At 69.3% G+C, this 21,715-nt stretch carries 18 protein-coding genes; 6 read left to right on the forward strand and 12 right to left on the reverse strand.

All coding sequences use genetic code 11. The annotated features are described in order from the left end of the window. Positions 1 to 3 precede the first annotated feature (3 nt). Positions 4 to 699 carry a helix-turn-helix transcriptional regulator gene (locus PSS76_RS11570; protein WP_049799420.1) on the reverse strand — a complete coding sequence of 232 codons (696 nt, stop codon included), beginning with the start codon at positions 697 to 699 and terminating at the stop codon, positions 4 to 6. Positions 700 to 720: 21 nt separating this feature from the next. Next, positions 721 to 2,139: an amidase gene (locus PSS76_RS11575; protein ID WP_005514835.1), complete on the reverse strand. Its 1,419-nt coding sequence runs from the start codon at positions 2,137 to 2,139 to the stop codon at positions 721 to 723. Between the two features lie 154 nt (positions 2,140 to 2,293). Here PSS76_RS11575 and PSS76_RS11580 point away from each other — a divergent pair, with 154 nt between their 5' ends. Continuing rightward, positions 2,294 to 2,611, forward strand: a complete 318-nt coding sequence (locus tag PSS76_RS11580) for an ArsR/SmtB family transcription factor (protein ID WP_201789493.1) — start codon at positions 2,294 to 2,296, stop codon at positions 2,609 to 2,611. Then, complete coding sequence (locus tag PSS76_RS11585) at positions 2,608 to 2,994, forward strand: VOC family protein (protein WP_013415176.1); 387 nt, start codon at positions 2,608 to 2,610, stop codon at positions 2,992 to 2,994. The genes PSS76_RS11580 and PSS76_RS11585 overlap by 4 nt, the downstream gene beginning before the upstream one ends. Before the next feature lie 6 nt (positions 2,995 to 3,000). Here the strand turns inward: PSS76_RS11585 and PSS76_RS11590 are convergent, their stop codons facing one another. Both PSS76_RS11590 and PSS76_RS11595 read right to left on the reverse strand, forming a co-directional pair. Next, positions 3,001 to 4,950 carry a VWA domain-containing protein gene (locus tag PSS76_RS11590; protein ID WP_084968342.1) on the reverse strand — a complete coding sequence of 650 codons (1,950 nt, stop codon included), beginning with the start codon at positions 4,948 to 4,950 and terminating at the stop codon, positions 3,001 to 3,003. Between the two features lie 13 nt (positions 4,951 to 4,963). Further along, a complete protein-coding gene (locus PSS76_RS11595) occupies positions 4,964 to 6,358 on the reverse strand; it encodes an ATP-binding protein (RefSeq protein WP_175271438.1) in 1,395 nt (464 codons plus the stop codon). Positions 6,359 to 6,444: 86 nt separating this feature from the next. On the opposite strand from PSS76_RS11595, the gene PSS76_RS11600 reads away from it, so the two are divergent. Both PSS76_RS11600 and PSS76_RS11605 read left to right on the forward strand, forming a co-directional pair. Further along, positions 6,445 to 7,410: an alpha/beta hydrolase family protein gene (locus PSS76_RS11600; protein WP_084968205.1), complete on the forward strand. Its 966-nt coding sequence runs from the start codon at positions 6,445 to 6,447 to the stop codon at positions 7,408 to 7,410. Between the two features lie 360 nt (positions 7,411 to 7,770). Then, positions 7,771 to 8,043 carry a hypothetical protein gene (locus PSS76_RS11605; RefSeq protein WP_084844036.1) on the forward strand — a complete coding sequence of 91 codons (273 nt, stop codon included), beginning with the start codon at positions 7,771 to 7,773 and terminating at the stop codon, positions 8,041 to 8,043. Between the two features lie 43 nt (positions 8,044 to 8,086). On the opposite strand, the gene purH is transcribed toward PSS76_RS11605, so the two are convergent. The 5 genes from purH to PSS76_RS11630 all read right to left on the reverse strand — a co-directional run bounded on the left by purH (position 8,087) and on the right by PSS76_RS11630 (position 14,453). After that, positions 8,087 to 9,673, reverse strand: coding sequence for a bifunctional phosphoribosylaminoimidazolecarboxamide formyltransferase/IMP cyclohydrolase (gene purH / locus PSS76_RS11610; RefSeq protein WP_069856157.1), 1,587 nt, complete (start codon positions 9,671 to 9,673; stop codon positions 8,087 to 8,089). Next, the gene (purN, locus tag PSS76_RS11615; RefSeq protein ID WP_005514844.1) at positions 9,666 to 10,274 is read right to left on the reverse strand and encodes a phosphoribosylglycinamide formyltransferase; all 609 of its coding nucleotides are present in this window, start codon (positions 10,272 to 10,274) and stop codon (positions 9,666 to 9,668) included. The genes purH and purN overlap by 8 nt, the downstream gene beginning before the upstream one ends. Before the next feature lie 87 nt (positions 10,275 to 10,361). Then, positions 10,362 to 11,975 (reverse strand): cell division protein PerM, encoded by a 1,614-nt coding sequence (locus tag PSS76_RS11620; protein ID WP_237170988.1) that lies wholly within the window; start codon positions 11,973 to 11,975, stop codon positions 10,362 to 10,364. A 97-nt stretch (positions 11,976 to 12,072) separates the two neighbouring features. Further along, positions 12,073 to 12,963, reverse strand: a complete 891-nt coding sequence (locus tag PSS76_RS11625) for a DUF5336 domain-containing protein (protein WP_064058015.1) — start codon at positions 12,961 to 12,963, stop codon at positions 12,073 to 12,075. A 92-nt stretch (positions 12,964 to 13,055) separates the two neighbouring features. Beyond that, positions 13,056 to 14,453: a DUF2252 domain-containing protein gene (locus tag PSS76_RS11630; RefSeq protein ID WP_064058014.1), complete on the reverse strand. Its 1,398-nt coding sequence runs from the start codon at positions 14,451 to 14,453 to the stop codon at positions 13,056 to 13,058. 76 nt (positions 14,454 to 14,529) lie between these two features. Between PSS76_RS11630 and PSS76_RS11635 the strand changes: the two genes are divergently transcribed. Then, on the forward strand, positions 14,530 to 15,159 hold the full coding sequence (locus PSS76_RS11635; protein ID WP_005514848.1) for an IMPACT family protein: 630 nt from the start codon (positions 14,530 to 14,532) through the stop codon (positions 15,157 to 15,159). A gap of 71 nt (positions 15,160 to 15,230) precedes the next feature. On the opposite strand, the gene sucD is transcribed toward PSS76_RS11635, so the two are convergent. Both sucD and sucC read right to left on the reverse strand, forming a co-directional pair. Beyond that, positions 15,231 to 16,133, reverse strand: coding sequence for a succinate--CoA ligase subunit alpha (gene sucD, locus PSS76_RS11640; RefSeq protein WP_005514850.1), 903 nt, complete (start codon positions 16,131 to 16,133; stop codon positions 15,231 to 15,233). 15 nt (positions 16,134 to 16,148) lie between these two features. Next, positions 16,149 to 17,318, reverse strand: coding sequence for an ADP-forming succinate--CoA ligase subunit beta (sucC, locus tag PSS76_RS11645; protein WP_005514851.1), 1,170 nt, complete (start codon positions 17,316 to 17,318; stop codon positions 16,149 to 16,151). Positions 17,319 to 17,864: 546 nt separating this feature from the next. On the opposite strand from sucC, the gene PSS76_RS11650 reads away from it, so the two are divergent. Next, positions 17,865 to 18,866 carry a M23 family metallopeptidase gene (locus tag PSS76_RS11650; RefSeq protein ID WP_013415166.1) on the forward strand — a complete coding sequence of 334 codons (1,002 nt, stop codon included), beginning with the start codon at positions 17,865 to 17,867 and terminating at the stop codon, positions 18,864 to 18,866. 85 nt (positions 18,867 to 18,951) lie between these two features. On the opposite strand, the gene pcrA is transcribed toward PSS76_RS11650, so the two are convergent. Beyond that, positions 18,952 to 21,426, reverse strand: coding sequence for a DNA helicase PcrA (pcrA, locus tag PSS76_RS11655; protein ID WP_022594525.1), 2,475 nt, complete (start codon positions 21,424 to 21,426; stop codon positions 18,952 to 18,954). Between the last annotated feature and the right edge of the window lie 289 nt (positions 21,427 to 21,715).

A 21,715-nucleotide genomic window follows, 5' to 3' on the forward strand; every position in this document is an offset into this window, starting at 1 on the left:
GGCTCACAGGATCCCCAGTTCCGTGGCCCGGACCGCGACGCGGACACGGGAACGCGTCCCGGTCTTGGCGAAGATGTTCTCCAGGTGTGTCGCCACCGTGCGCCTACTGATCAACAGTTCGGCCGCGATCTCGGCGTTGCTTGCGCCCTGCGCGACCAGCGCGAGGATCTGGTGTTCCCGGCCGCTGAGCCGGAACGATTCACGTTCGCTCTGATCCGCGACGATGCGGCGACATTGCCGCGCGAGCGCCTCGATTCCGGCCCGCACCGTCGAATCGACCTGCGAGCGCGTGAAGCTCACGTGCAGGACGCTGGTGACCTGCCCTCGTTCCAGGCCGAGTGCCACCGAGGATCCTTCTCGGAACCCGGAGGGCCGCAACACGTCCTCCACGGCCGATGTCAGCTCGAAATCGGGAACGTCCTCCCAGCAGACCGGCCGCCCGGACGCCACCCTGATGTGGTCGAAGATCCGAGTGTCGTCGACGAACTCGCGTGCCAGGTACTGCGCGACGGGCACCGCGTAGCCGCCGTTGGCGAGCACCCGCTGCCCCTGGTCCCCACTGCGTCGATAGGTGATCGCGGCCGCGACGTAGCCGAGTTCGGCGGACCAGCGTGAGAGCAGGCCGTGCGCGACGGTGACCGGGGATCGGGACGACATCAGGTCCCGGTCTCCGGCCGCCGTCTCGCACCGCTCGCTCATGGCGCCGAATCTACCTGTGACCTACGCCACCGGACGCCGATCCGCCCACGGCCGCGCCTGCTCCAGGTTCGCCGCGGCCCGGAGGACGAGCGCATCCTGGCGGTGGCGCGCAGCGATCTGCAGGCCGACCGGACGTCCGTCCGGGGTGAATCCGGCCGGCACGGTGATCGCCGGGTTGTTCAGCATGTTGTACGGATAGGTCAGCAGCCAGTCGAGAAGCTGCTCGCGGAGCGACTTGCCCTGCAACCAGTCGGGCGCGAACTGGGTGAGCGGGAAGGTCGCGGATGCGAGGGTCGGCGAGATGAGGACGTCGTAGTCGTTCATGAACTCGGTCCAGGTGTCCCACATGCGACCGCGGAACGTGTCGGCGCGGCCGTAGTCGACACCGGTGAGCCGACGCCCTTCGTGGATCAGCTCGATCAGATTCTCGTCGACGTCGCCGTGCAGCGAGTCCCAGTCGAGCATGTCGTGCTCGCCCGCGAAGCCGGGCACCCAGATGCCGTGCCACATCGCCTGCGACGGATCTCCCCAATCGGGGGTCGCCTCGACGATCTTCGCGCCCATCTCCTCGAAGCACGCGACCGCCTCGGCGCACACGGCCGCGACGTCGGGGTCGACGTACCCGAGACCGAGGTTCGGCGACCACGCGATCCGCAGGCCGTCGATTCCCCCGCGCGCCGCCTCGACGTACGACGTCTCGACTCGCTCGATGCTGAGAGGATCCGAATGATCCGGTCCGGCGAGCACGTCCAGCATCAGCGCGTTGTCGGCGACGGTGCGCGTGATGGGGCCGTGGTAGGCCCAGTTGTTGTAGCGGCCGGGCAGGATCGTCTGCGGGATCACGCCGGTCGTGGGTTTGAGACCGACGACGCCGCACAGCGCCGACGGGATCCGAACCGATCCGGCGCCGTCGCTGCCCTCGGCGAGCGGGCCCAGTCCGGCGGCAACCGCGGCGGCCGCGCCACCACTCGATCCACCCGCGGTGTGGCCGGGCTTCCACGGGTTGTGGGTCGGGCCGAAGAGGTGGTTGTCGGTGCCGCCGTAGTAGCCGCTCTCCGGCGTGTTGGTCTTGCCGAGATACAGACCGCCGGCCTGCCGCAACCGGGTCACGATCACCGCGTCGCGCTCGGCGATGTTGTCGCGCATGGGCTTCAGGCCGAATGTGGTCGGGAGACCGCGGACGTCGGTGAGATCCTTGATCGTGAACGGGACGCCGTGCAGCGGCCCCAACTGTTCGCCACTCGCCTGCGCGCGTGTCAGTTCCGCCGCGTCGCGCCGCACCTGGTCGGCGTCGAAGTGCACGATCGCGTTGACCGCAGGGTTGATCTCGTCGACCCGGCGGATCATCTCCTCCGCGATCTCGTTGGGCGACAGACTCTTCGAGGCGACCTGCGCGGCCATCTCGGTAGCCGACATCCAACCCGGATCCGATGTGTTCATGGCGAACCGTCCTTCACAGTGAGGTGTTTCGGAGACGATCGCCACGCTATGACCGTCGTCACACCCGCACCATCGGTCGGATGACCGATGACGGAACCCCGACGGGCGTCGACGGGATTGACAGGTAAGCGAGCACTTGCCTATCGTTTCGGGTGTGGGTGACCTGTTCAGAGCCCTGGCGGACCCGACCCGGCGCGCGATCCTCGACGAACTCGTCGACCGGGACGGTCAGACGCTGTTCGAACTGTGCACGCGACTCGTCACGAAGCACGACGTCGGCTCGTCCCGGCAAGCCGTCTCGCAGCACGTGGCGGTACTGGAGGAGGCCGGCCTGCTCCGAACCCGACGCGAGGGCCGGTACAAGTTCCACCATCTCGACACGACACCCCTACGAGAGATCACCGATCGCTGGCCGGTTCGCATCACGCACCACGACACCACGCAGCACCGCGGAGAGGAAGAAGTGCCATGAGGATCCATCTGACGAGCGTGCACGTCGACGACCAGGACAAGGCGCTCGCCTTCTACACCGACGTCCTCGGCTTCGTGAAGAAGACCGAAGTCCCCCTCGGCGAACACAAGTGGCTCACCGTCGCCTCTCCCGAGAACCCCGACGGCACCGAGTTGCTGCTCGAACCCGACCAGCACCCGGCCGCCCAGGCCTACAAGACCGGTCTCGTCGCGGACGGGATTCCCGCCGCTTCCTTCGCGGTCGACGACGTGCCGGCCGAGTTCGAGCGACTGAAGGCACTCGGAGTCGTGTTCACGCAGGAGCCGTTGACCATGGGGCCCGTCACCACCGCCGTCTTCGACGACACCTGCGGCAATCTGATCCAGATCGTCGCGCAGGACTGACGCCTCTCACCGCCCGGGGCGACGCATCCGCATGTAGTCGCTCACCACGGCAGCACCGAGACCGTCGAGGTCGGGTGCGACGACGCGTCCGCCCACCCGCTGCGCCATCCGGTCCACGACACGGGCCAGGCCGGGATCGTCGCCGAGCCGGAAGATGGTGACCTGAGCGCCGAGCCTGGCGAGGGTGTCGAGTTCGCGCACCGTCAGCCCCAGCGTCCGCACGTTCGGCGGGTAGTCGAAGAACGCCTGCCCGTCCGGCTCGAGGTGGGCGGTGGGCTCACCGTCGGTGACGATCAGCACGACGGGCTGCGCGTTGGGATGGCGGCGCAGGTGCCGGGCCGCGAGCAGCAGCGCGTGGTGCAGATTGGTGCCCTGGTCCCACGCGCCGTCCAGGCCCGCGAGCTCGGCAACACTGAGGGCCTGCGCGTACCGCCCGAAACCGATGAGCTGCAACGCGTCTCCCCGGAACCGCGTCGTCACCAGGTGCTCGAGCGCCAGCGCAGTGCGCTTCATCGGCACCCACCGCCCGTCCATCACCATCGAGAACGACGTGTCCACCAGCAGCGCGACGGCAGCCTGCGCGCGCTGCTCGGTCTCGGCCACTTCCACGTCCGCGACCGTCATCCGCACCGGCATCCGGCCGGGTTCGCGCAGGATCGCGTTGGTCAAGGTCCGGGTGACGTCCCACGGTTCAGTGTCCCCGAACTCCCATGCCCGCGACGCCCCGGTCGGCTCCCCCATCGACCCGGCGCGACGGGTCTCCCGCTGCCCGCCACGGTGCGCGAGGCTTCCGGCGACGTCCCGCAGAGCCGCCTGCCCCAGCTGGCGCATCGCCTTGGGCGACAGGCGCCACTGACCGTCCGGGGCCCGGTCGAAGAACCCCTGCTGCTGCAGCGCCTTCTCGAGGTCGGCGAGCGTCCGAGCGTCCGCGACGGCCTCGTCGCCGAGTTGACGGGCCAGCGCCTCGGTGTCGATGTCGTCGAGCTGGGCGCCCGGATACTGTTGCGACAGTTGCTCGGACAGCCGCTCGAGATCCGCCACGTCCGCGACCGCCGACGTCCCCTCCCCCAACCCGAGTCCGTCGTCGCCGCGGAACTCCGCCGAGCCGTTCCAGTCCTCGCCGGGACGGGCGGCCTGCAGGTGCGCGTCGAGGCGGTCGAGCTGGTTCGTCAACGACGGGTCGCCGAATGCCTGCTGCGCCAGTGCATCCAGCTCCGCGCGTTGATCCGGGGTGAGCGAGTTCCGCAGCCGCTGAGCTGCGGCGGACCGACGGGCCAGCGAGTCCAGCAGTTCGTCGGTGTTGCGCGGGTTCTCGGGGAAGAACTCGCCGTGCCGATTCATGAACTGCTCGAACTGCTCCGTGGTGTCCTCGCCGCGAGCATGGCTGTCCAGCAGAGCGTTCAGGTCCTCGAGCATGTCGCGGATCCGCTGGCGATCCTCCTCGGTGGCGCCTTCGAGAGCCTGCTTCATCCCGTCGAATCGTTGGTCCAGCAGCTCGCGCCCGAGCAGGTCACGGATCTTCTCGTAGTCCTCGCGGGCCTGGCTGCTGCGCCAGTCGTAGTCGGCGAGGTCGGCGACGGCCTGCGCCGTCGACGGCGGCAGCTCCTCGATCCGCATCTCGGCGAACCGGGCGTCGTCGTCGAGGGCGCGCGCCAGGGCCTTGCGCTCCTCGAGTACCGCCCGGTCGAGCAGTTCCCGCACCTCGTCGAGCGTCCCACCGAGGTTGTTGCGCTGCAGCAATTCCCGGCGGCGCCGGTTGGCCTGCGCGGCCAGGTCGTCGAGCCCGCGCCGGTCCCCGAAGCCGCGCCGCAGCAACTCCCGCAACGCCTGCCGCGGCGAGGCCCCCTCGAGCACGTCGTCACCGATCGCGGCCAGCGCGTCCCGCAGATCCACCGGCGGTGCCAGTGGATCGCCGCCCTCGTACCGGCCGTACCGCGCGCCGCGAGACGGGCTCATGAGGCCCACGCCCTCATGAATACACCGCCTGCCCGTTCTCGTCCGGGTTCTTCGAGATCCGCCGGGCCAGGTAGAGGCCCTCGAGTGCGAGCTCGGCCGCGGAGGCCCGTTCGCCGTCGGTCTGTGCCCCGAGCCGGGCCGCGACCTCGTCGAGCACGTCGAGTTCCGGTAGCTCCCCGAGCAGCGCCTTCGCGGTGACCCGCTCACCGGTGACGACGGGCTGCCCCTGCTCCACCGCCGACACGAGCGATGCCATGTCGATACCGCCGAGTCGGGTGCGGGCGGTGTCCGCGGTCGCACGTCGCAGCAGATGTTCGAGAATCTCGAGTTCTCGCCCCTCCTCGCCGGATTCGAACTCGACCTTGCCGCGCAGCACCTCGACGACGGTGCCGAGGTCGATCGGCCGGGCCACCGCCTCGGCCTCGCCGAGCACGGCGCTGCGATGCACCGCGGCGGCACTCACCGTCTCCGCACCAGCCACCGCGAAGCGCGCCGAGACGCCCGACCGCTGATCCACCGACGTCGACTCGCGCAGCAGCCGAGTGAACCGGGCCAGCACCTCGAGCAGATGGTGCGGCACCGACGCCTGCAGGTTCGCCTCCTGGCGGATCACCGCGATCTCGTCGTCGAGCAACGACGGGTAATGGGTGCGGATCTCGGCGCCGAAGCGGTCCTTGAGCGGAGTGATGATCCGGCCGCGGTTGGTGTAGTCCTCGGGGTTGGCGCTGGCCACCAGCAACACGTCCAGCGGAAGCCGCAGCGTGTAGCCGCGGACCTGGATGTCGCGCTCCTCCATGACGTTGAGCAGCGACACCTGGATCCGTTCGGCCAGGTCGGGCAGCTCGTTGATCGCGACGATGCCGCGGTGCGCGCGGGGCACCAGCCCGAAGTGGATGGTCTCCGGATCGCCCAGGCTGCGTCCCTCCGCGACCTTGATCGGGTCGACGTCGCCGACCAGGTCCGCGACCGACGTGTCCGGCGTCGCGAGCTTCTCCGCGTAGCGCTCCGTGCGGTGCCGCCACTCGACGGGCAGCGCGTCGCCGAGTTCGGCGGCCCGGCGCAGCGAGGCCGGGGTGATCGGCTCGTACGGGTGCTCGCCCAGTTCGGACCCGGCGATCACCGGCGTCCACTCGTCGAGCAACAGCGGCAAGGTGCGCAGCAGTCGCGTCTTGCCCTGGCCTCGCTCCCCGAGCAGCACGACGTCGTGGCCGGCAATGAGGGCGCGCTCGAGTTGCGGCAGCACCGTCTCCTCGAAGCCGACGATGCCGGGCCACGGGTCCACGCCGTCCCGGAGGGCCGCGAGCAGATTGTCACGCATCTCCTCCTTGACCGGACGCTGGACGTGGCCGGACGCCCGGAGTTCACCGAGAGTGCGGGGCAGATGCGCGGGCGGTGTGGCAGTCACCACTCCAAGCTACGAGTGTTCCGACGATTCGGCACGTGGGCTCGTCGCCGCATACGGAGCGGACGTGTCGCTCTGAGAGACTCGACGGCATGGCCGACACCGAGATCACCTTCACCACCGGCGCGATCACCCTGCACGGCAGCCTGCGTCTGCCGGCCGGCAGCGGGCCCGACGCGCCCGCCCCCGCCGTCCTGCTGCTGGCCGGCAGCGGGCCGACCGACCGCAACGGCGACAGCGCGCTGCTCCCCGGTTCGATCGGCACCCTCGAGTTCCTGGCGGACCTGCTCGAGCGGCACGGTTTCGCGTCCCTGCGCTACGACAAGCTGGGCAGCGGCTCGACCGGACTCGGTCCGTACGAGCTCGAGGACATCGGCGACCTCGGCTTCTCGGTCTTCACCGACGCCGCCGCGGCCGCGCTGACGTTCCTGACCGACCGGGCCGCCGTGGACCCGGAACGGGTGTACGTCGTCGGGCACAGCGAGGGCGCGCTCATCGCGCTGGCCCTCGCCGGCAGCGGCGCGAAGGTCGCCGGCCTGGGCCTGCTCGAGCCGCTCGCCGTCCGGCTTCTGGACCTGCTCACCACGCAGATCGACGGACAGCTCACCGCCGTCGTCGGCGCCGGACAGCTACCGGTGGAACTGGCGGACGAGCTGCGGGTTGCGCTCGCCGGAGCCGTCGAGTCGCTGCGGAGCGATGCCACGCTGACCGACGACCTGCCCGATCCGCTGCGCGCCGCGGGCCTCGTTCCAGCCAATGCGCGAGCACTCGCGGAGGAGGACGCGCTCGACCCGCGCGAGCTGGCCTCGCGCCTGCCTGCGGGTCTGCCGGTCGTGACCAGTTGCTCGGCGAAGGACATCCAGCTCAGCAGCAGCGACGTCGACGCGCTCGACGCCGCACTCGCTCACACCGCGCTGACTCCGGTGCGCATGACGACCGCGAACCACGTGCTCAAGGAGATCGGCGACGCCCCCTCCACCGGTGCGGACTACATCGAACCGTTGCCCTGGTCGACCGAGTTCACCCAGGGTTTCGAGGGCTGGCTCCGCAGACTCTGATCCCTCTTCTGATCCGGGACTCCCACGGCCCGGCGACACGCTCGGCGCAGAAACCGAGATGTCACCGGGCCGTCACTGCTGTATGGTTCTCCGTTAACCAACGGGCACACACGAGAAAGGTACGGTCGCGATGCAGTCGATGAGCTCGGCAAACGCCTTGAAGCACGTAGGCAACAAGCACTTTTCACAGCACATCTCCGAGCACGCATATTTCGCCGTACCCGCCTGGCACCGCCACGCAGCCTTCTTCAGGTGGCCCCGAGAGACCGGTTCCCCGTAACCGGAACCTCTCTCGGGCACCCGAAGGCACACCGCCTCGGGTGCCTTTTCTTTTACCTACTTCCAGTCAGGAGAAATCACATGAAGCTTCGACTCGGCGCCGGCGGCGCCACGAGACACGGCGCCGGCGGTACCACCGCCCTGGACCTGCCCGGCGACCTCACCGGCCAGGTCGTCACCATCGACCTGCGGCACGTCGAGCCCGGCCAGGACGCCGGAGCAGCGGCACTGCTCAGCGAACTGATCGCCCGCGGCGCGGCCCGCCTGGTCGTCGAGGGCACCGACGCCGCCCACGCCCGCACGCTCATCGAGTCCGCACAGCACAGCGCTCCCCCGTCCGAGCTCGCGGCCTGAGGCCCACGAACTCCGGACGAGGGAGCGCTGCGGAAGGTGTCGATCAGTGCGCGAAGTGGCGCGCACCGGTCAGGTAGAGGGTGACGCCGGCCTCGCGGGCCGCCTCGATCACCTCGTTGTCGCGAACCGATCCGCCCGGCTGGACGACGGCGCGGACACCGGCGTCGAGCAGGACCTGCAGTCCGTCGGGGAACGGGAAGAACGCGTCGGACGCCGCCACCGACCCCTTGGCGCGGTCCCCGGCACGCTGCACCGCGAGGTGCGCGGAGTCGACGCGGTTGACCTGCCCCATGCCGACGCCCACCGAGGCGCCGTCGTTCGCGAGCAGGATCGCATTGGACTTCACGGCGCGGCACGCACGCCACGCAAACTCGAGATCCGCGAGGGTCTTCTCGTCTGCAGCGTCGCCGACCACCAGCGTCCAGTTTGCGGAGTTGTCGCCGTCGGCGTCGAGGACGTCGCGGTCCTGCAGCAACGCGCCACCGGAGATCGGACGCAGCTCGATGCCCGTCTCGGTGGGGGCGGCGGCCTCGAGAACGCGGACGTTCTTCTTGCGGGCCAGCACCTCGACGGCACCCGGCGCGTACGACGGCGCGATGACGACCTCGGTGAAGATGTCGGCGACCTGCTCGGCCATCTCGACGGTCACCTCGCGGTTGGCGGCGATCACGCCACCGAACGCGGAGACCGGATCGCACGCGTGCGCCTTGCGGTGCGCCTCGGCGATGTCGGCGCCCACCGCGATGCCACACGGGTTGGCGTGCTTGATGATCGCGACCGCGGGCTCGGCATGGTCGTAGGCCGCACGCCACGCGGCGTCACCGTCGGTGTAGTTGTTGTACGACATCTCCTTGCCGTGGAACTGCTTCGCCTGCGCGAGGCCCGCGGGACCGGCCGGGCTGTCGTACAGCGCCGCCGCCTGGTGCGGGTTCTCGCCGTAGCGCAGCACCGCGGAGCGGTTCCACGTGGCACCGACCCAGCGCGGGAACTTCGACAGTGCGGAATCGTCCGTCTCTTCGCTGGGCGCGACGGTCTCGACCAGGCTCTCGGTCATCCAGGTGGCGACCGCGACGTCGTACGACGCGGTGTGCTGGAACGCCTGTGCCGCCAGCGCGGTGCGCTCGAAGAGGTTGAAGCCACCGGCCTCCACCGCGGCGAGAACGCCCTCGTACTTCGCGGGGTCGACGACGACCGCGACGGACGGGTGATTCTTGGCGGCGGCGCGGACCATCGACGGACCGCCGATGTCGATCTGCTCGACGCACTCGTCCGGGGTGGCGCCCGACGCGACGGTCTGCGTGAACGGGTACAGGTTCACGATCACCAGCTGGAAGGCCTCGATGCCCAGTTCCTCGAGCTGCGCGAGATGCTCGGGCTTGCGGGTGTCGGCGAGAACACCGGCGTGTACGCGCGGGTGCAACGTCTTGACGCGGCCCTCGAGGCACTCGGGGAAGCCGGTCAGGTCCTCGACCTTGGTGACCGGGATGCCGGCCTCGGCGATCTTGGCTGCGGTGGAGCCGGTGGACACCAGCTCGACACCGGCCTGGTGCAGGCCGGTGGCCAGTTCGACCAGTCCGGTCTTGTCGTAGACGCTGACAAGTGCGCGGCGCACAGCCTTGCGTTCACTCACTGGGGATCACGGCCTTTCGTCCGTCGGAAACAACACCTCGGAGGGCGACGGCGGCCACGACCTCGGCCAGCAGTCGCCGTTCGACAATCTTGATGCGCTCGTGCAGCGTCGCCTCGTCGTCGTCGACGCGGACCTCGACCGGCTCCTGGGCCAGGATCGGGCCGGTGTCGACGCCGGAATCGACCAGGTGCACCGTCGAGCCGGTCACCCGTACGCCGTACGCGAGCGCGTCACGCACCGCGTGCGCGCCGGGAAACGCCGGCAGCAGCGCGGGATGCGTGTTGATGATGCGGCCACCGAAACGTTCCATGAACGCCGGGCCGAGGATCTTCATGAAACCGGCGCTGACCACCAGGTCCGGCCGGTGGGCGGCGACGGCCTCGGTGAAGGCGACGTCCCACGCGGCGCGGTCGGCATGCTCGCCGAGCGCGACCTTGAAGTGTGCGACACCGGCGTTCGCGGCATGATCGGTGGCGGCGCAGTCCCGGTCGACCCCGACTGCGACGATCGCCGCGGGATAGCCGTCGGCGCGCGTAGCCGCGAGGAGCGCCTCCAGGAGGCTGCCGGTCCCCGACGCGAGTACGACAATCCGAGCGGGCACCGTGGGCCGCAGCTGGTCACGCGTGGCAGTCAGCGCACTACTCCTGGTTTTCGAGACGATCCGGCCGCGTCACGGGCCGCCCCAAGCCTAGTCTCTGGGGGTCACCGGACCGTCCGGCAGGTCGCCTTCCGCGTCCGCGGCGCGCTCCCGCGCGGAACTCTTCTCGGAAACGCCGTCCGGGGAATCGCCGGAATCGACGGGATCTTCTCCGCCGGCCGCAACCTCGACCTCGACGACGTCGAGCGCCTCGGCCTCCGACTCGCCGTCCGCGGGCTGCGGTTCGGGCGTCTCGTCGTCGACGATCTCGGCCTCGAGGGCGTCCTCGACAGCCGGGTCCGGAGCATCCGCGCCGTCCGCATCCGCGCCGTCCGCTGTCACGGCATCCGGTTCGGGTTCCGAGCGGTAGCGCATCGACGGCAGTTCGAGACGCTTCACCTCGAACGCGAACTCCTCAGTTGCGCCGGGCTCACCGGACGCGCTCGGCGACACCTCGGCCTCCCCGGCTCCATCGTCGAGGGTTTCCTCGAACTCTTCGTCGCTCTCGTTCCTGCGCGCGAGCACGGCCGCGACGGCGAGACCAGGCAGCACGAGCCACCCGAAGGTCAGCAGGCCCAACGCCCACGGCTCCACCCCGACGAATCCGTAGGCGCCCAGTTCACCGCCGGCCGCGAAGCCCACCGCGGCAGCGAGGACACCGGCGACGCCCGCCGCCGTGAGCACCGTGAACGCGGTGTCCTGCAGCGACAGCCGGAGCCGACCGCAGTCTCGTCCGAGAAGTGCTCCGACGGCCACCGGGACGAGGAGCAGGACGGGCCACGCGGGACCGGCCAGTTCGGTCGGCACCCCTCCGAGGACGGGCACCGGCGGTACCGGACCCGCGACGATCTCGAACAGGCTCAGTGACGTCCCGCCGACATTCGCTGTCCCGCCGAGGAGCACCGCGACGCCGCCGACGGCGACGTTGGGCAGGTACAGCACCGACACCACGGTCAGACCCAGTACCCCGACCACACCGCCGCCCTCGCCGAGCAGGTCACCGACCTCGGACCACGACCACAGGAGGGAGGCGAGGGCGAGCACGCTGCCGGCCGCGAACAGCGACACTGCCGCGCGCACGGCGGGCCGGACCACCGACGGCAGCCACGTGGGCGCACCGAGTGCAGCACACCGAGTGCGTCCGACGACCGACACGACACCGGCGCCCGCGGCCAGGGCGTGGATCGCCACCACCCACACCAACGCGGCCCCTGCGTTCGGCGAGGAGATCGGCGTGACGGCGGAGGCGTCGGTCACCACCGCGAGCGCGATGAGCGTCGCGGCGAGCGGACCGGCGACGGCAGCACCGACCACCTTCGCGGCCTCGCGCGCAGACGTGTCCGGTTCCACCACTCGCGCACAGCCGCGCGCCACCACCCACATCAACACCGCGGTCGGCAGCAACGGGAGGATCCCGAGCGGTGCGTCCGTGATCGTCAGCGAAACCTGGTGCAGCGCGAACCAACTCGTCGCGATCGCGCCGATCGCGCCCGTCAGGTCACTGTTCGACGACACGAGCGTGACGAGCACGACCGCAGACAACAGCACGATCGCGGCACCGGTCGGCCGCAGCGCGACACCGACGAGTGCGCGGGCGTCGCCGGAAATCGGGTCGGGGCGAGTGGGGACGTCGCGGCGGGAGCCACGACCAAGCAGAGAAGTCATCATCTCGAGGGTCGCACCTGCGCGCCGGGTGTCCGTTCAGGCGCGCCGGAACGTGGCCTTCCCCACTGGCTCAGGAGACGGGTGACGCCTCGCCGGGTCACTTCTCGTCGTCGCCCTTGTCGCGCGCGTCGTTCCGGTCGCCCTGAGCGCCGAACGCCTGGGTGGGCGCCCCGGTCACGTCGGTCTGCGAGGGCTCGGGCCGGGGCGGGGCCGGCGTCGACGACGTCTCCGGCTGTTGCTGCGACATCTGTTGCGTCGGCTGCGACTGGTAGGGCTGCCCCGCCTGGAACTGTCCGTACCCGGCCGTGGGCTGAGGAGCCTGGTGCGACTGCGGGTAGCCGTACTGCTGCTGCGACTGTCCGTAGCCGGACGGGTAGCCCTGCTGCGGCGCATACCCCTGCTGCGGCGCGTAGCCCTGCGGCGGCGCGTAACCCTGGGGCGCGTTGTAGCCCTGCTGCGGCGCGTACCCCTGAGGATGTCCGTACGCGGCGGGATGAGTGTGGGTGCGGCTGGGTCGCGCGGCCGGCTCACTCACGATTCCGGCCGAGAACAGGAACACGGCGACCGCCAGCACCGTCTGGACGAACCCGAGGACGAGAATCGCGATTCCACCGCCGGCGAGCTCGCTGTTGCCCGGAAGGTTGAGCATGAGCGCGAACGCGGCGAGGAAGCCCGTGACCGCGGCCGCGGCCGCCGGCCCCGTGAAATTCTGCTTCGGCAGCAGCGAGATACCCGACAACAGACCGCCCAGCAGCAGCAGCGACAGCGGCGCCACCGCGTTGCTGAGCGGCTCGAACGCATTGAGCGTCACGCCGTACATCATCGCGGAGCCCGGCGAGTCGAGGTACGGGGCGAAGCCGAGGAGGAAGCTCACGACGCCCAACGCCGCCGCCCCGAGGCCGAGGTAGAAGGAGAGTCCCCGCGAATTGGACTCGCCCGACGTCTGCGGGGGCTGGCCGTAGCCCGACCCTGCATCGTTGTAAGTCATCTGCGCTCCTCGTCGATGTGTCGAAATCCCCATGAACGCTACCCCGATCACCGACAGCTCTCACCCGAAGAGAGCACGGCGCACGACGGGCGTCACGTCGGCGTGCTCACCGGGATCCGGCCCTCCTCGACGGCCGCGGCCAGCATGGCACGGTCCTGCTCGGTCCGGTCCGCGTAGGCCCGCGCGAAGGCGGCCATCGCCTCGTCGAATCCGGTGCCGGGGCCCAGGTACTCGGCGATCGCGAACCGGTCGCCCCCGCGAGCGTGCGCGTAACCGAGCACACGGCCGCACAGCCTCGCGTACTGCTCCATCCCGGTCGGGGTCATCGACTCGACCGTCGCCGATCCCTTGGCGTCGCGCAGCTGCCGCACGTAGTAGTCCCGTCGGACACCGTCGTTGCCGACGCCCTGCTGCCAGCCGAGGAAGATGTCGCTCGCGGCCTGCATGATCCGTTGCCCTTCGACCACCCGCTGCCCCTGGTTCGGGTGGTCCGGTCCGTGAAGGTACTGCGCCAGGACCGAGGGCTGGGCTTCCTTGGCCTGGAGGAACAGCGGGTCGCTGTCGTCCGCACCGAGCAACAGCAGGATCCAACTACGGGTCCCCACACTCCCCACGCCGACGACCTTGCGGGCGGCCTGGACGAACGCATACCGGTCGAACGGGACACGGTGGTCTGCGCGCAGCGTCTCGCGGTACTCGGCGAGGCGCCCCGACAACTCGCGGTACAGCGCACGCGCGTCCTGCGTCTCGAACACCTCCTCGATCGGCACCAGCAGCGGTGGCCGAGAGACGATCCGGCGACCGTCGTCGGTCATCGTGGTCAGCTTGCCGAGAGCCTGGAGGCTGTCACGCCGCCACGACTTCTCGACCAGTTTTCGCGAACTCCGGCGGCTGGCCGCATCGAGCGTCTCGCGGAGATCGGCGAGTTCCTGTTCGGCCTCGACGTGCGAGTACCAGACGGCCAGATTGCCGAGCCGGGCCTGCGCCGACATCGTCTCGCGGTACGCGGCGGCGCACGCGAGGGCGATGCGGTGGCGGCGCTTACCACCGAACGACAGGACCCGGGCGGCGACCTCGACGCTCGCGACGAGCCGTTTGACGTCCCACTCGAACGGTCCCGGGTACGTCTCGTCGAAGTCGTTGACGTCGAAAGCCAGCCGTCGTTCCGGGGTCGCGAAGACCCCGAAGTTGCTCAGGTGCGCGTCCCCACACAGGTGTGTGTGCAGTCCCGAGTTCGGCGTTCGCGACAAATCGTCGGCCATCACCGCCGCCGCGCCGCGGTAGAACGCGAAGGGCGTCGACACCATTCGCCCGTAACGGATCGGAAGGAGCTCCGGAATTCGTTGCAGGTCTTGACTTCTCAACAACTCGATCGGATCGCGACCACTGCCCGCGAGATCGGCCAGAGCGTCGAACGGCACGCGCCGACGGGCGGCCTCGCCCCGGTCGGCGCGGTCCGTCCGGATCGAAGACTCGGCAACTTTCGACATCGCACCTCCCTCGGGTGGGGACCGCACCATTGTCTCCCCGCGGCGGTGGACCCGGGCCGGAAAGGGAAGATGAATCATGCCGTTCACGCTGCCCGCAGGTTCCGACGTCGTAGAGGAGACGGAGGTCAAGCACTCCCGCTTCATCGCGGCGCTGAGAAGGGTCGACTCCCCCGCGGATGCGCAGGCCTTCCTCGACGAGCAGCGGCGGCTCCATCCGGACGCTCGGCACCACTGCTGGGCGTACGTGACGGGCAACGAACCGTCCGAACGCGCCGAACGGTCGGGCGACGACGGGGAACCGGGCGGCACCGCCGGCGTGCCGATGCTGCAGGTACTGCGGGCGCGCGATCTGGTCGACGTGGCCGCGGTGGTGACCCGGTACTTCGGTGGCGTCAAGCTCGGGGCGGGCGGCCTCGTGCGCGCGTATTCCGGCGCAGTCGCCGTGGCGGCCGACGCCGCTCGGCCGACGCTGCTCAGCCGCGAACGTCTCGATCTGCTGTCCCTCGACGTCGGGCACGACACCGCGGGCCGAATCGAGGCGGAACTGCGCGGCCGCGGAATCCCCGTCGTCGACACCGTCTACGGTGCCGAGGTCACCTTCACCCTGGCCACGAAGGACCCCGGTCACCTCGCCGCGGTCGTCGCCGAACTCACCGCCGGGGCAGGCGAACTCGAGCCGGCCGGCGTCCGGTGGGTGGACGTGTGAGACGCCGAACGGCGCCCGCAGCCGGACGATACGTCCTGGCTGCGAGCGCCGTTCGCAAGATCCGTCGGGATCTAGAGGTTCTGCAGGATCTCCCGAGCGAGAGCCGCGGTCTCGGACGGCGTCTTGCCGACCTTGACGCCGGCCGCCTCGAGGGCGTCCTTCTTGGCCTGCGCGGTGCCCGAGGAACCGGAGACGATGGCGCCGGCGTGGCCCATGGTCTTGCCCTCGGGAGCGGTGAAGCCCGCGACGTAGCCGACGACCGGCTTGGTCACGTTGGCCTTGATGTAGTCGGCGGCACGCTCCTCGGCGTCGCCACCGATCTCACCGATCATCACGATCAGCTTGGTCTCGGGATCCTTCTCGAACGCCTCGATGGCGTCGATGTGGGTGGTGCCGATGACCGGGTCGCCGCCGATGCCGATGGCGGTCGAGAAGCCGTACTCACGCAGCTCGAACATCATCTGGTAGGTCAGGGTGCCGGACTTGGAGACCAGGCCGACCGGGCCCTTGCCCGCGATGTTCGCCGGGGTGATGCCGACGAGGGCCTCCTCCGGGGTGATGATGCCCGGGCAGTTGGGGCCGATGATGCGGGTCTTGTTGCCCTTCTCCACGTTGTAGGCCCACGCGTACGCGGAGTCCTGCACCGGGATGCCCTCGGTGATGACCACGAGCAGCGGGATCTCCGCGTCGATGGCCTCGACGATGGCGTCCTTCGAGAAGGCCGGGGGAACGAACGCGATCGAGACGTCCGCGCCGGTCTCCTTCATGGCCTCGGCGACGGTCGCGAAGACCGGCAGCTCGACAGCGTTGCCGTCCTTGTCGGTGTGCGAGACCGTGGTGCCGGCCTTGCGAGCGTTGACGCCACCGACGACCTGGGTGCCGGCCTTGAGCATCAGCGCGGTGTGCTTGGTGCCCTCGCCGCCGGTGATGCCCTGGACGATGACCTTGGAGTCCTTGGTCAGGAAGATAGCCATTGTTGTGTGTGTCCCTTACTTCGCGGCGAACGCGAGCTCGGCAGCCTTGTCGGCAGCCTCGTCCATGGTTGCGACGACCGTCACCAGCGGGTGGTTGGCCTCGGCGAGGATGCGACGACCCTCTTCGACGTTGTTGCCGTCCAGGCGCACGACGAGCGGCTTGTTGGCCTCGTCGCCCAGGGTCTCGAGGGCACCCACGATGCCGTTGGCGACCGCGTCACATGCGGTGATGCCACCGAAGACGTTGACGAAGACGCTCTTGACCTGTGCGTCGTTCAGGATGACGTCGAGGCCGGCAGCCATGACGGCCGCCGAGGCGCCGCCACCGATGTCGAGGAAGTTGGCGGGCTTGACGTTGCCGTGCTTCTCACCCGCGTAGGCGACGACGTCCAGGGTCGACATGACCAGGCCGGCGCCGTTACCGATGATTCCGACCTCGCCGTCGAGCTTGACGTAGTTGAGGTCGTTCTCCTTGGCCTTGAGCTCGAGCGGATCCGTCGCGTCCTTGTCCTCGAACTCGGCATGGCCGGGCTGACGGAAGTCGGCGTTGGCGTCCAGGGTGACCTTGCCGTCGAGGGCGAGGATCTGGTCGTCGGGCGTACGGACGAGCGGGTTGACCTCGACGAGGAGAGCGTCTTCCTTGACGAAGACCTCCCACAGCTTCTGGATGGTCACGGCTGCGGCGTCGAGCACCTCGGCGGGCAGGTGGCCCTGCTCGGCGATGCTGCGCGCGAACGCGAGGTCGACACCCTTCACGGCGTCGACGGAGACCTTGGCGAGACGCTCCGGCTTGGTGGCGGCGACCTCTTCGATCTCCATGCCACCCTCGACCGAGCACATGGCCAGGTAGGTGCGGTTGGTGCGGTCGAGCAGGAAGGAGATGTAGTACTCCTCCGCGATGTCGCTCGCCTCGGCGACGAGGAGCTTCTTGACGACGTGGCCCTTGATGTCCAGGCCGAGGATGTTCTCGGCGTGGGTCTGCGCATCGTCCGCGGTGGCGGCGTACTTCACGCCACCGGCCTTGCCACGGCCGCCGACCTTGACCTGGGCCTTGACCATGACCGGCTTGCCGATTTCCTCCGCGATCTCGCGGGCACCGGCAACCGTGTCGGTAACACGGCCGGCCGACGTCGGCACGTCATGCTTGGCGAAGAGTTCCTTCGCCTGGTATTCGAAGAGATCCATCTGCTCACCGTCTCGTCTGCGTTGACGCCCGCTCGGGGTAGGAGCGGGTCCGTGTCGGACTTTAACTAGTTCAATCAATCGACTATCGCTCGCCTATGTGCCATGTGGCATATATCACGCGCTCGAGCCGACGGCGGCACTCCGTCGCGGCCACCACATCACAGGAGCGGCGGCACCCACGATTCGATCCGGGTGCGCACTCGGTGCGGCCGCGCCAGAAGGCGCCCTCCCAAGGATTGCAGGTGGCCCGAACGGCGTCGCGATCGGACCACCCGAATCACCCCCGAAACCGCCGCGCGGCAATTACCCGGCAGTGCAACCGACCCGCAACCGATCACTGCCGCGATCGGGCTGTAACAAACACGAGCCGTCCCGATATATGAACGAAACCATTCGGGATGTTCGACATCCTCCCAGCTCACCGTGTGACACGCGTCACAATGCCATGTTGCTTGCGCGGTACAGGTTGCCCCGCTGCAACCGTTTCGTTACCGTCGCCAAGGTCTAAGTCACAGGCAGGTCACGGGCAGGAGGACGGCAGGGCACATGCACCACCGCACTCAGTTCACCGCCAGCCGATTCGTGAAACAGCACGCCGACGAGGAGCCCACCCGGGCGTTCCCAGCGGCGGCAGGTCCGGAAGCCACAGGCTCCGGGGCGGAAAGAACCGAGATTCACAGCGTCATGCTCCACAGCACCGAAGTTCCCACCGCCCGCGAGGATGCCCCCGGCACCGGCGAGGCCCCCACCGAGATCGTCGGGGCCACCACGGTCACCGCTGCCGCTCCCCCCGGACGCGGCGGTCGCCACCGCCTCCCCACCCCGCCCACCGCCCTCAAGGGCCGGGCAGCGGTCATCGCAGTGGCCGCCGGCGCAGTGGTCGCCGCCGGACAGGCCGCGGTCAGCGGACCGTCGCAGGATTCCGATCATTCCGAGGTCGCCCTCGACGAGGCCGGATCCGTCGCCACCACCGCGACTCCCCAGGCAGCACAGTTCAGCAATGTCGCGCAGACGACCTCCACCAGTTCCGCCCCGCAGGTACTCGCCCTCGCGAACCCGACGGATCTGAACCAGTTCTCCAACCTGCTGGCCAAGGGCCAGCGTTTCAGCGAGGAGCGCGCCGCCCGCGAGGCCGCCGCCCGCCGCCCGCTGTTCGTCCTGCCCGCCAAGGGCACCTACACCTCGTCGTTCGGGGCCCGCTGGGGCACCCTGCACGCGGGTGTCGACATCGCCAACGCCATCGGCACCCCGATCTACGCGGTGGCCGACGGCACGGTCATCGACTCCGGTCCGGCCTCCGGCTTCGGCATGTGGGTCCGTCTCCAGCACGCCGACGGCACGATCACCGTGTACGGCCACATCAACGAGACGCTCGTGACCGTCGGGCAGAAGGTCATGGCCGGCGACCAGATCGCCACCATGGGCAACCGCGGATTCTCCACCGGTCCGCACCTGCACTTCGAGGTACACCTGGCCGGCGAGAACAAGATCGATCCGCTGCCGTGGCTTGCAACCCGCGGCATCAGCCTCGGCGTCGAACAGCCCTGATCGGCCGCGCACCCGCTACCGAAAAACGCCTCCGGCCCAAGCATTTCGCTTGGGCCGGAGGCGTTTCGGTCTCCGCGGGGACGCGTCAGAGTTTGACCATCGGCACGCCGCCGATGAGCATCAGCCGCACCTTGCCGGCCGAACCGAAGTCGATCGTGACCGTCGCGGTCGGACCGGCCCCCTTGGTCTCGAGCACCTTGCCGAGCCCGTACTTGTCGTGGCTGACCCGATCCCCCACGGCGAGCACCAGATTGTTGTTGCGCCCGCGCGGCGCCCCGAAGCTCGGCGACGAAGCGCCCGAGCGACCCGTCGAACCGAAGCCCGCTCCGCCGCCCCCGAAGCCGCCCCCGTAGCCCTGGCCACGCGGACGGCCGCCGCCGATCGCACCACCGGTACCCAGCACACCGGGATCCTCGCGCCGCCAGTTCACGAGATCGGCCGGAATCTCCTGCAGGAAGCGCGATTCCGGATTGGTGACGGGCTGCCCCCAAGCCGACCGCACGATCGCGCGGGTGAGATACAGCCGGTGCCGCGCGCGGGTGATCCCGACGTACGCGAGCCGCCGCTCCTCCGACAGTTCCGCCGGATCGCCGAGGGCCCTCATGTGCGGGAACTGCCCGTCCTCCCAGCCGGTCACGAACACGACGGGGAACTCGAGACCCTTCGCGGTGTGCAGCGTCATGAGGGTCACCACGCCCTCACCCTCGTCGGGCACCTGGTCGGAGTCGGCGACCAGCGACACCCGCTCGAGAAACGCGGCGAGTGAGCCGGGATCGGGCTGACCCTCGTCTTCCACGACGTCACCCTCGGCGGCGTTCTCCTCGGCGAAGGCAGCGGCGTTGCGGGCGTCGGAGCTGAACTCTCTTGCGACGCTGACCAATTCGTTCAGGTTGTCGAGGCGGGCACCGTCCTGAGGGTCGCTGCTGGCCTCGAGCTCCCGGCGGTAGCCGGTGCGATCGAGGACACCTTCGACGACCTCTCCGATGTCGGTGAGGTCGTTGCCGTCGGCGTCGGTGCTCACCATGAGCGCGCGCAGCCCGTCGAGCAGCTCGAGGAACGACGCGATCGCCTTCTGGGACCGGGTGTTGAGCAGCGGCACCGATCCCTCGCCGGCGGCCCGCAACGCCTCGGCGAATCCGACGCCCTTCTGCTCCGCGTACACCGACACGCACGCCTCGGCGCGATCGCCGATGCCGCGGCGCGGGGTGTTGAGGATCCGGCGCAGGCTCACCGTGTCGTCCTCGTTCGCCAGCACACGCAGGTAGGCGACGATGTCGCGCACTTCCTTGCGCTCGTAGAACCGCGTGCCGCCGACCACCTTGTACGGAATCCCGAGCCGGATGAAGATCTCTTCCAGCGCGCGGGAGGAGTTGTTGGTCCGGTAGAAGACCGCCACCTCACCGAATTTGGTCTCGCCGGCGTCGACCAGGCGGTCGATCTCGGACGCCACGAACTGCGCCTCGTCGTGCTCGTTGTCGGCGACGTAGCCGGTGATCAGCTCGCCCTCGCCGGAGTCCGTCCACAACCGCTTCTCGCGCCGACCGGTGTTGCGGGAAATCACCGAGTTCGCCGCGGACAGGATGTTCTGCGTGGAACGGTAGTTCTGCTCGAGCAGGATGGTCCGGGCGTCCGGGTAGTCGCGCTCGAATTCCTCGATGTTGCGGATCGTCGCGCCACGGAACGCATAGATCGACTGGTCGGCGTCACCGACGACGCACAGCTCACCCGGCGGGACGGCGTACGGGTCGTCCGACTCCTCCCCCACGAGCTCGCGGACCAGGACGTACTGGGCGTGGTTGGTGTCCTGGTACTCGTCGACCAGAACGTGCCGGAAGCGGCGCCGGTAGTACTCGGCGACCTGCGGGTTCGCCTGCAGCAGTCCCACCGTCTCGCCGATCAGGTCGTCGAAGTCGAGAGCGTTCGCGGCCCGCAGGCGCTGCTGGTAGTGCGCGTAGACCCGCGCCACCAGCTTGTCCAGGTCGTTGGAGTCGCGATCGGCGTCCGCCGCGGCCTCCTCGGGGTCGATCAGCTCGTTCTTGAGGTTCGAGATCTTGGTCGCGAGGAGCCGGGCCGAGTACCGCTTGGTGTCGATTTCCAGGTCCTTGGAGATCATCGTCAGCAGGCGGCGCGAGTCGTCGGCGTCGTAAATCGAGAAGTTCGAGTTCAGGCCGTGCAGCAGGCCGGCCTGCGCGCGCAGGATCCGGACGCAGCTCGAGTGGAACGTCGAGACCCACATGCTGTTGGCGCGGGGGCCCACCAGCTGGGCGACGCGCTCGCGCATCTCCGCCGCGGCCTTGTTGGTGAACGTGATCGCGAGGATCTGTCCGGGCATCACTCCCCGCTCGGCCAGCAGGTACGCGATCCGGCGGGTGAGGACGGCGGTCTTACCCGATCCGGCTCCCGCGACGATGAGCAGCGGCGACCCCGCGTGCAGGACAGCCTCACGCTGTTGCGGGTTGAGCCCCTCGAGCAGCGCGTCGGCAGGGCCGCGGGATCCGCCCTGGGATCCGCCCTGGGAATGGCCGGGAATACCGAGCGTGGAACCGGAGATCGTATTCATCGTCTGTCCACGCTACCGGCGAAGTCCGACACCGCGGCAGGTACCCGATCACCCTGGTCGTGAAGGCAGTCACCCTTGCTTGGGTTGGACTTGTACGCGTGGCAAACTGGAGAGGTGATCATGGCCGCAACGATGCGAGCATCCGGTGCACGATGGCGCGAGTGCCGTCTGCACTGGCGATTTCCCAGCGGGTACCGACCGATGGTGCCCGCGGCCTGATCCTCCGCGAGCCCCGAGGTCCACTGGATCCCGGGGCGTTCTTGTGAGCAGGACCCGGATTCGTAACGAC

This window comes from Prescottella sp. D32 (genome assembly GCF_037287305.1).
Classification (GTDB): domain Bacteria; phylum Actinomycetota; class Actinomycetes; order Mycobacteriales; family Mycobacteriaceae; genus Prescottella; species Prescottella equi.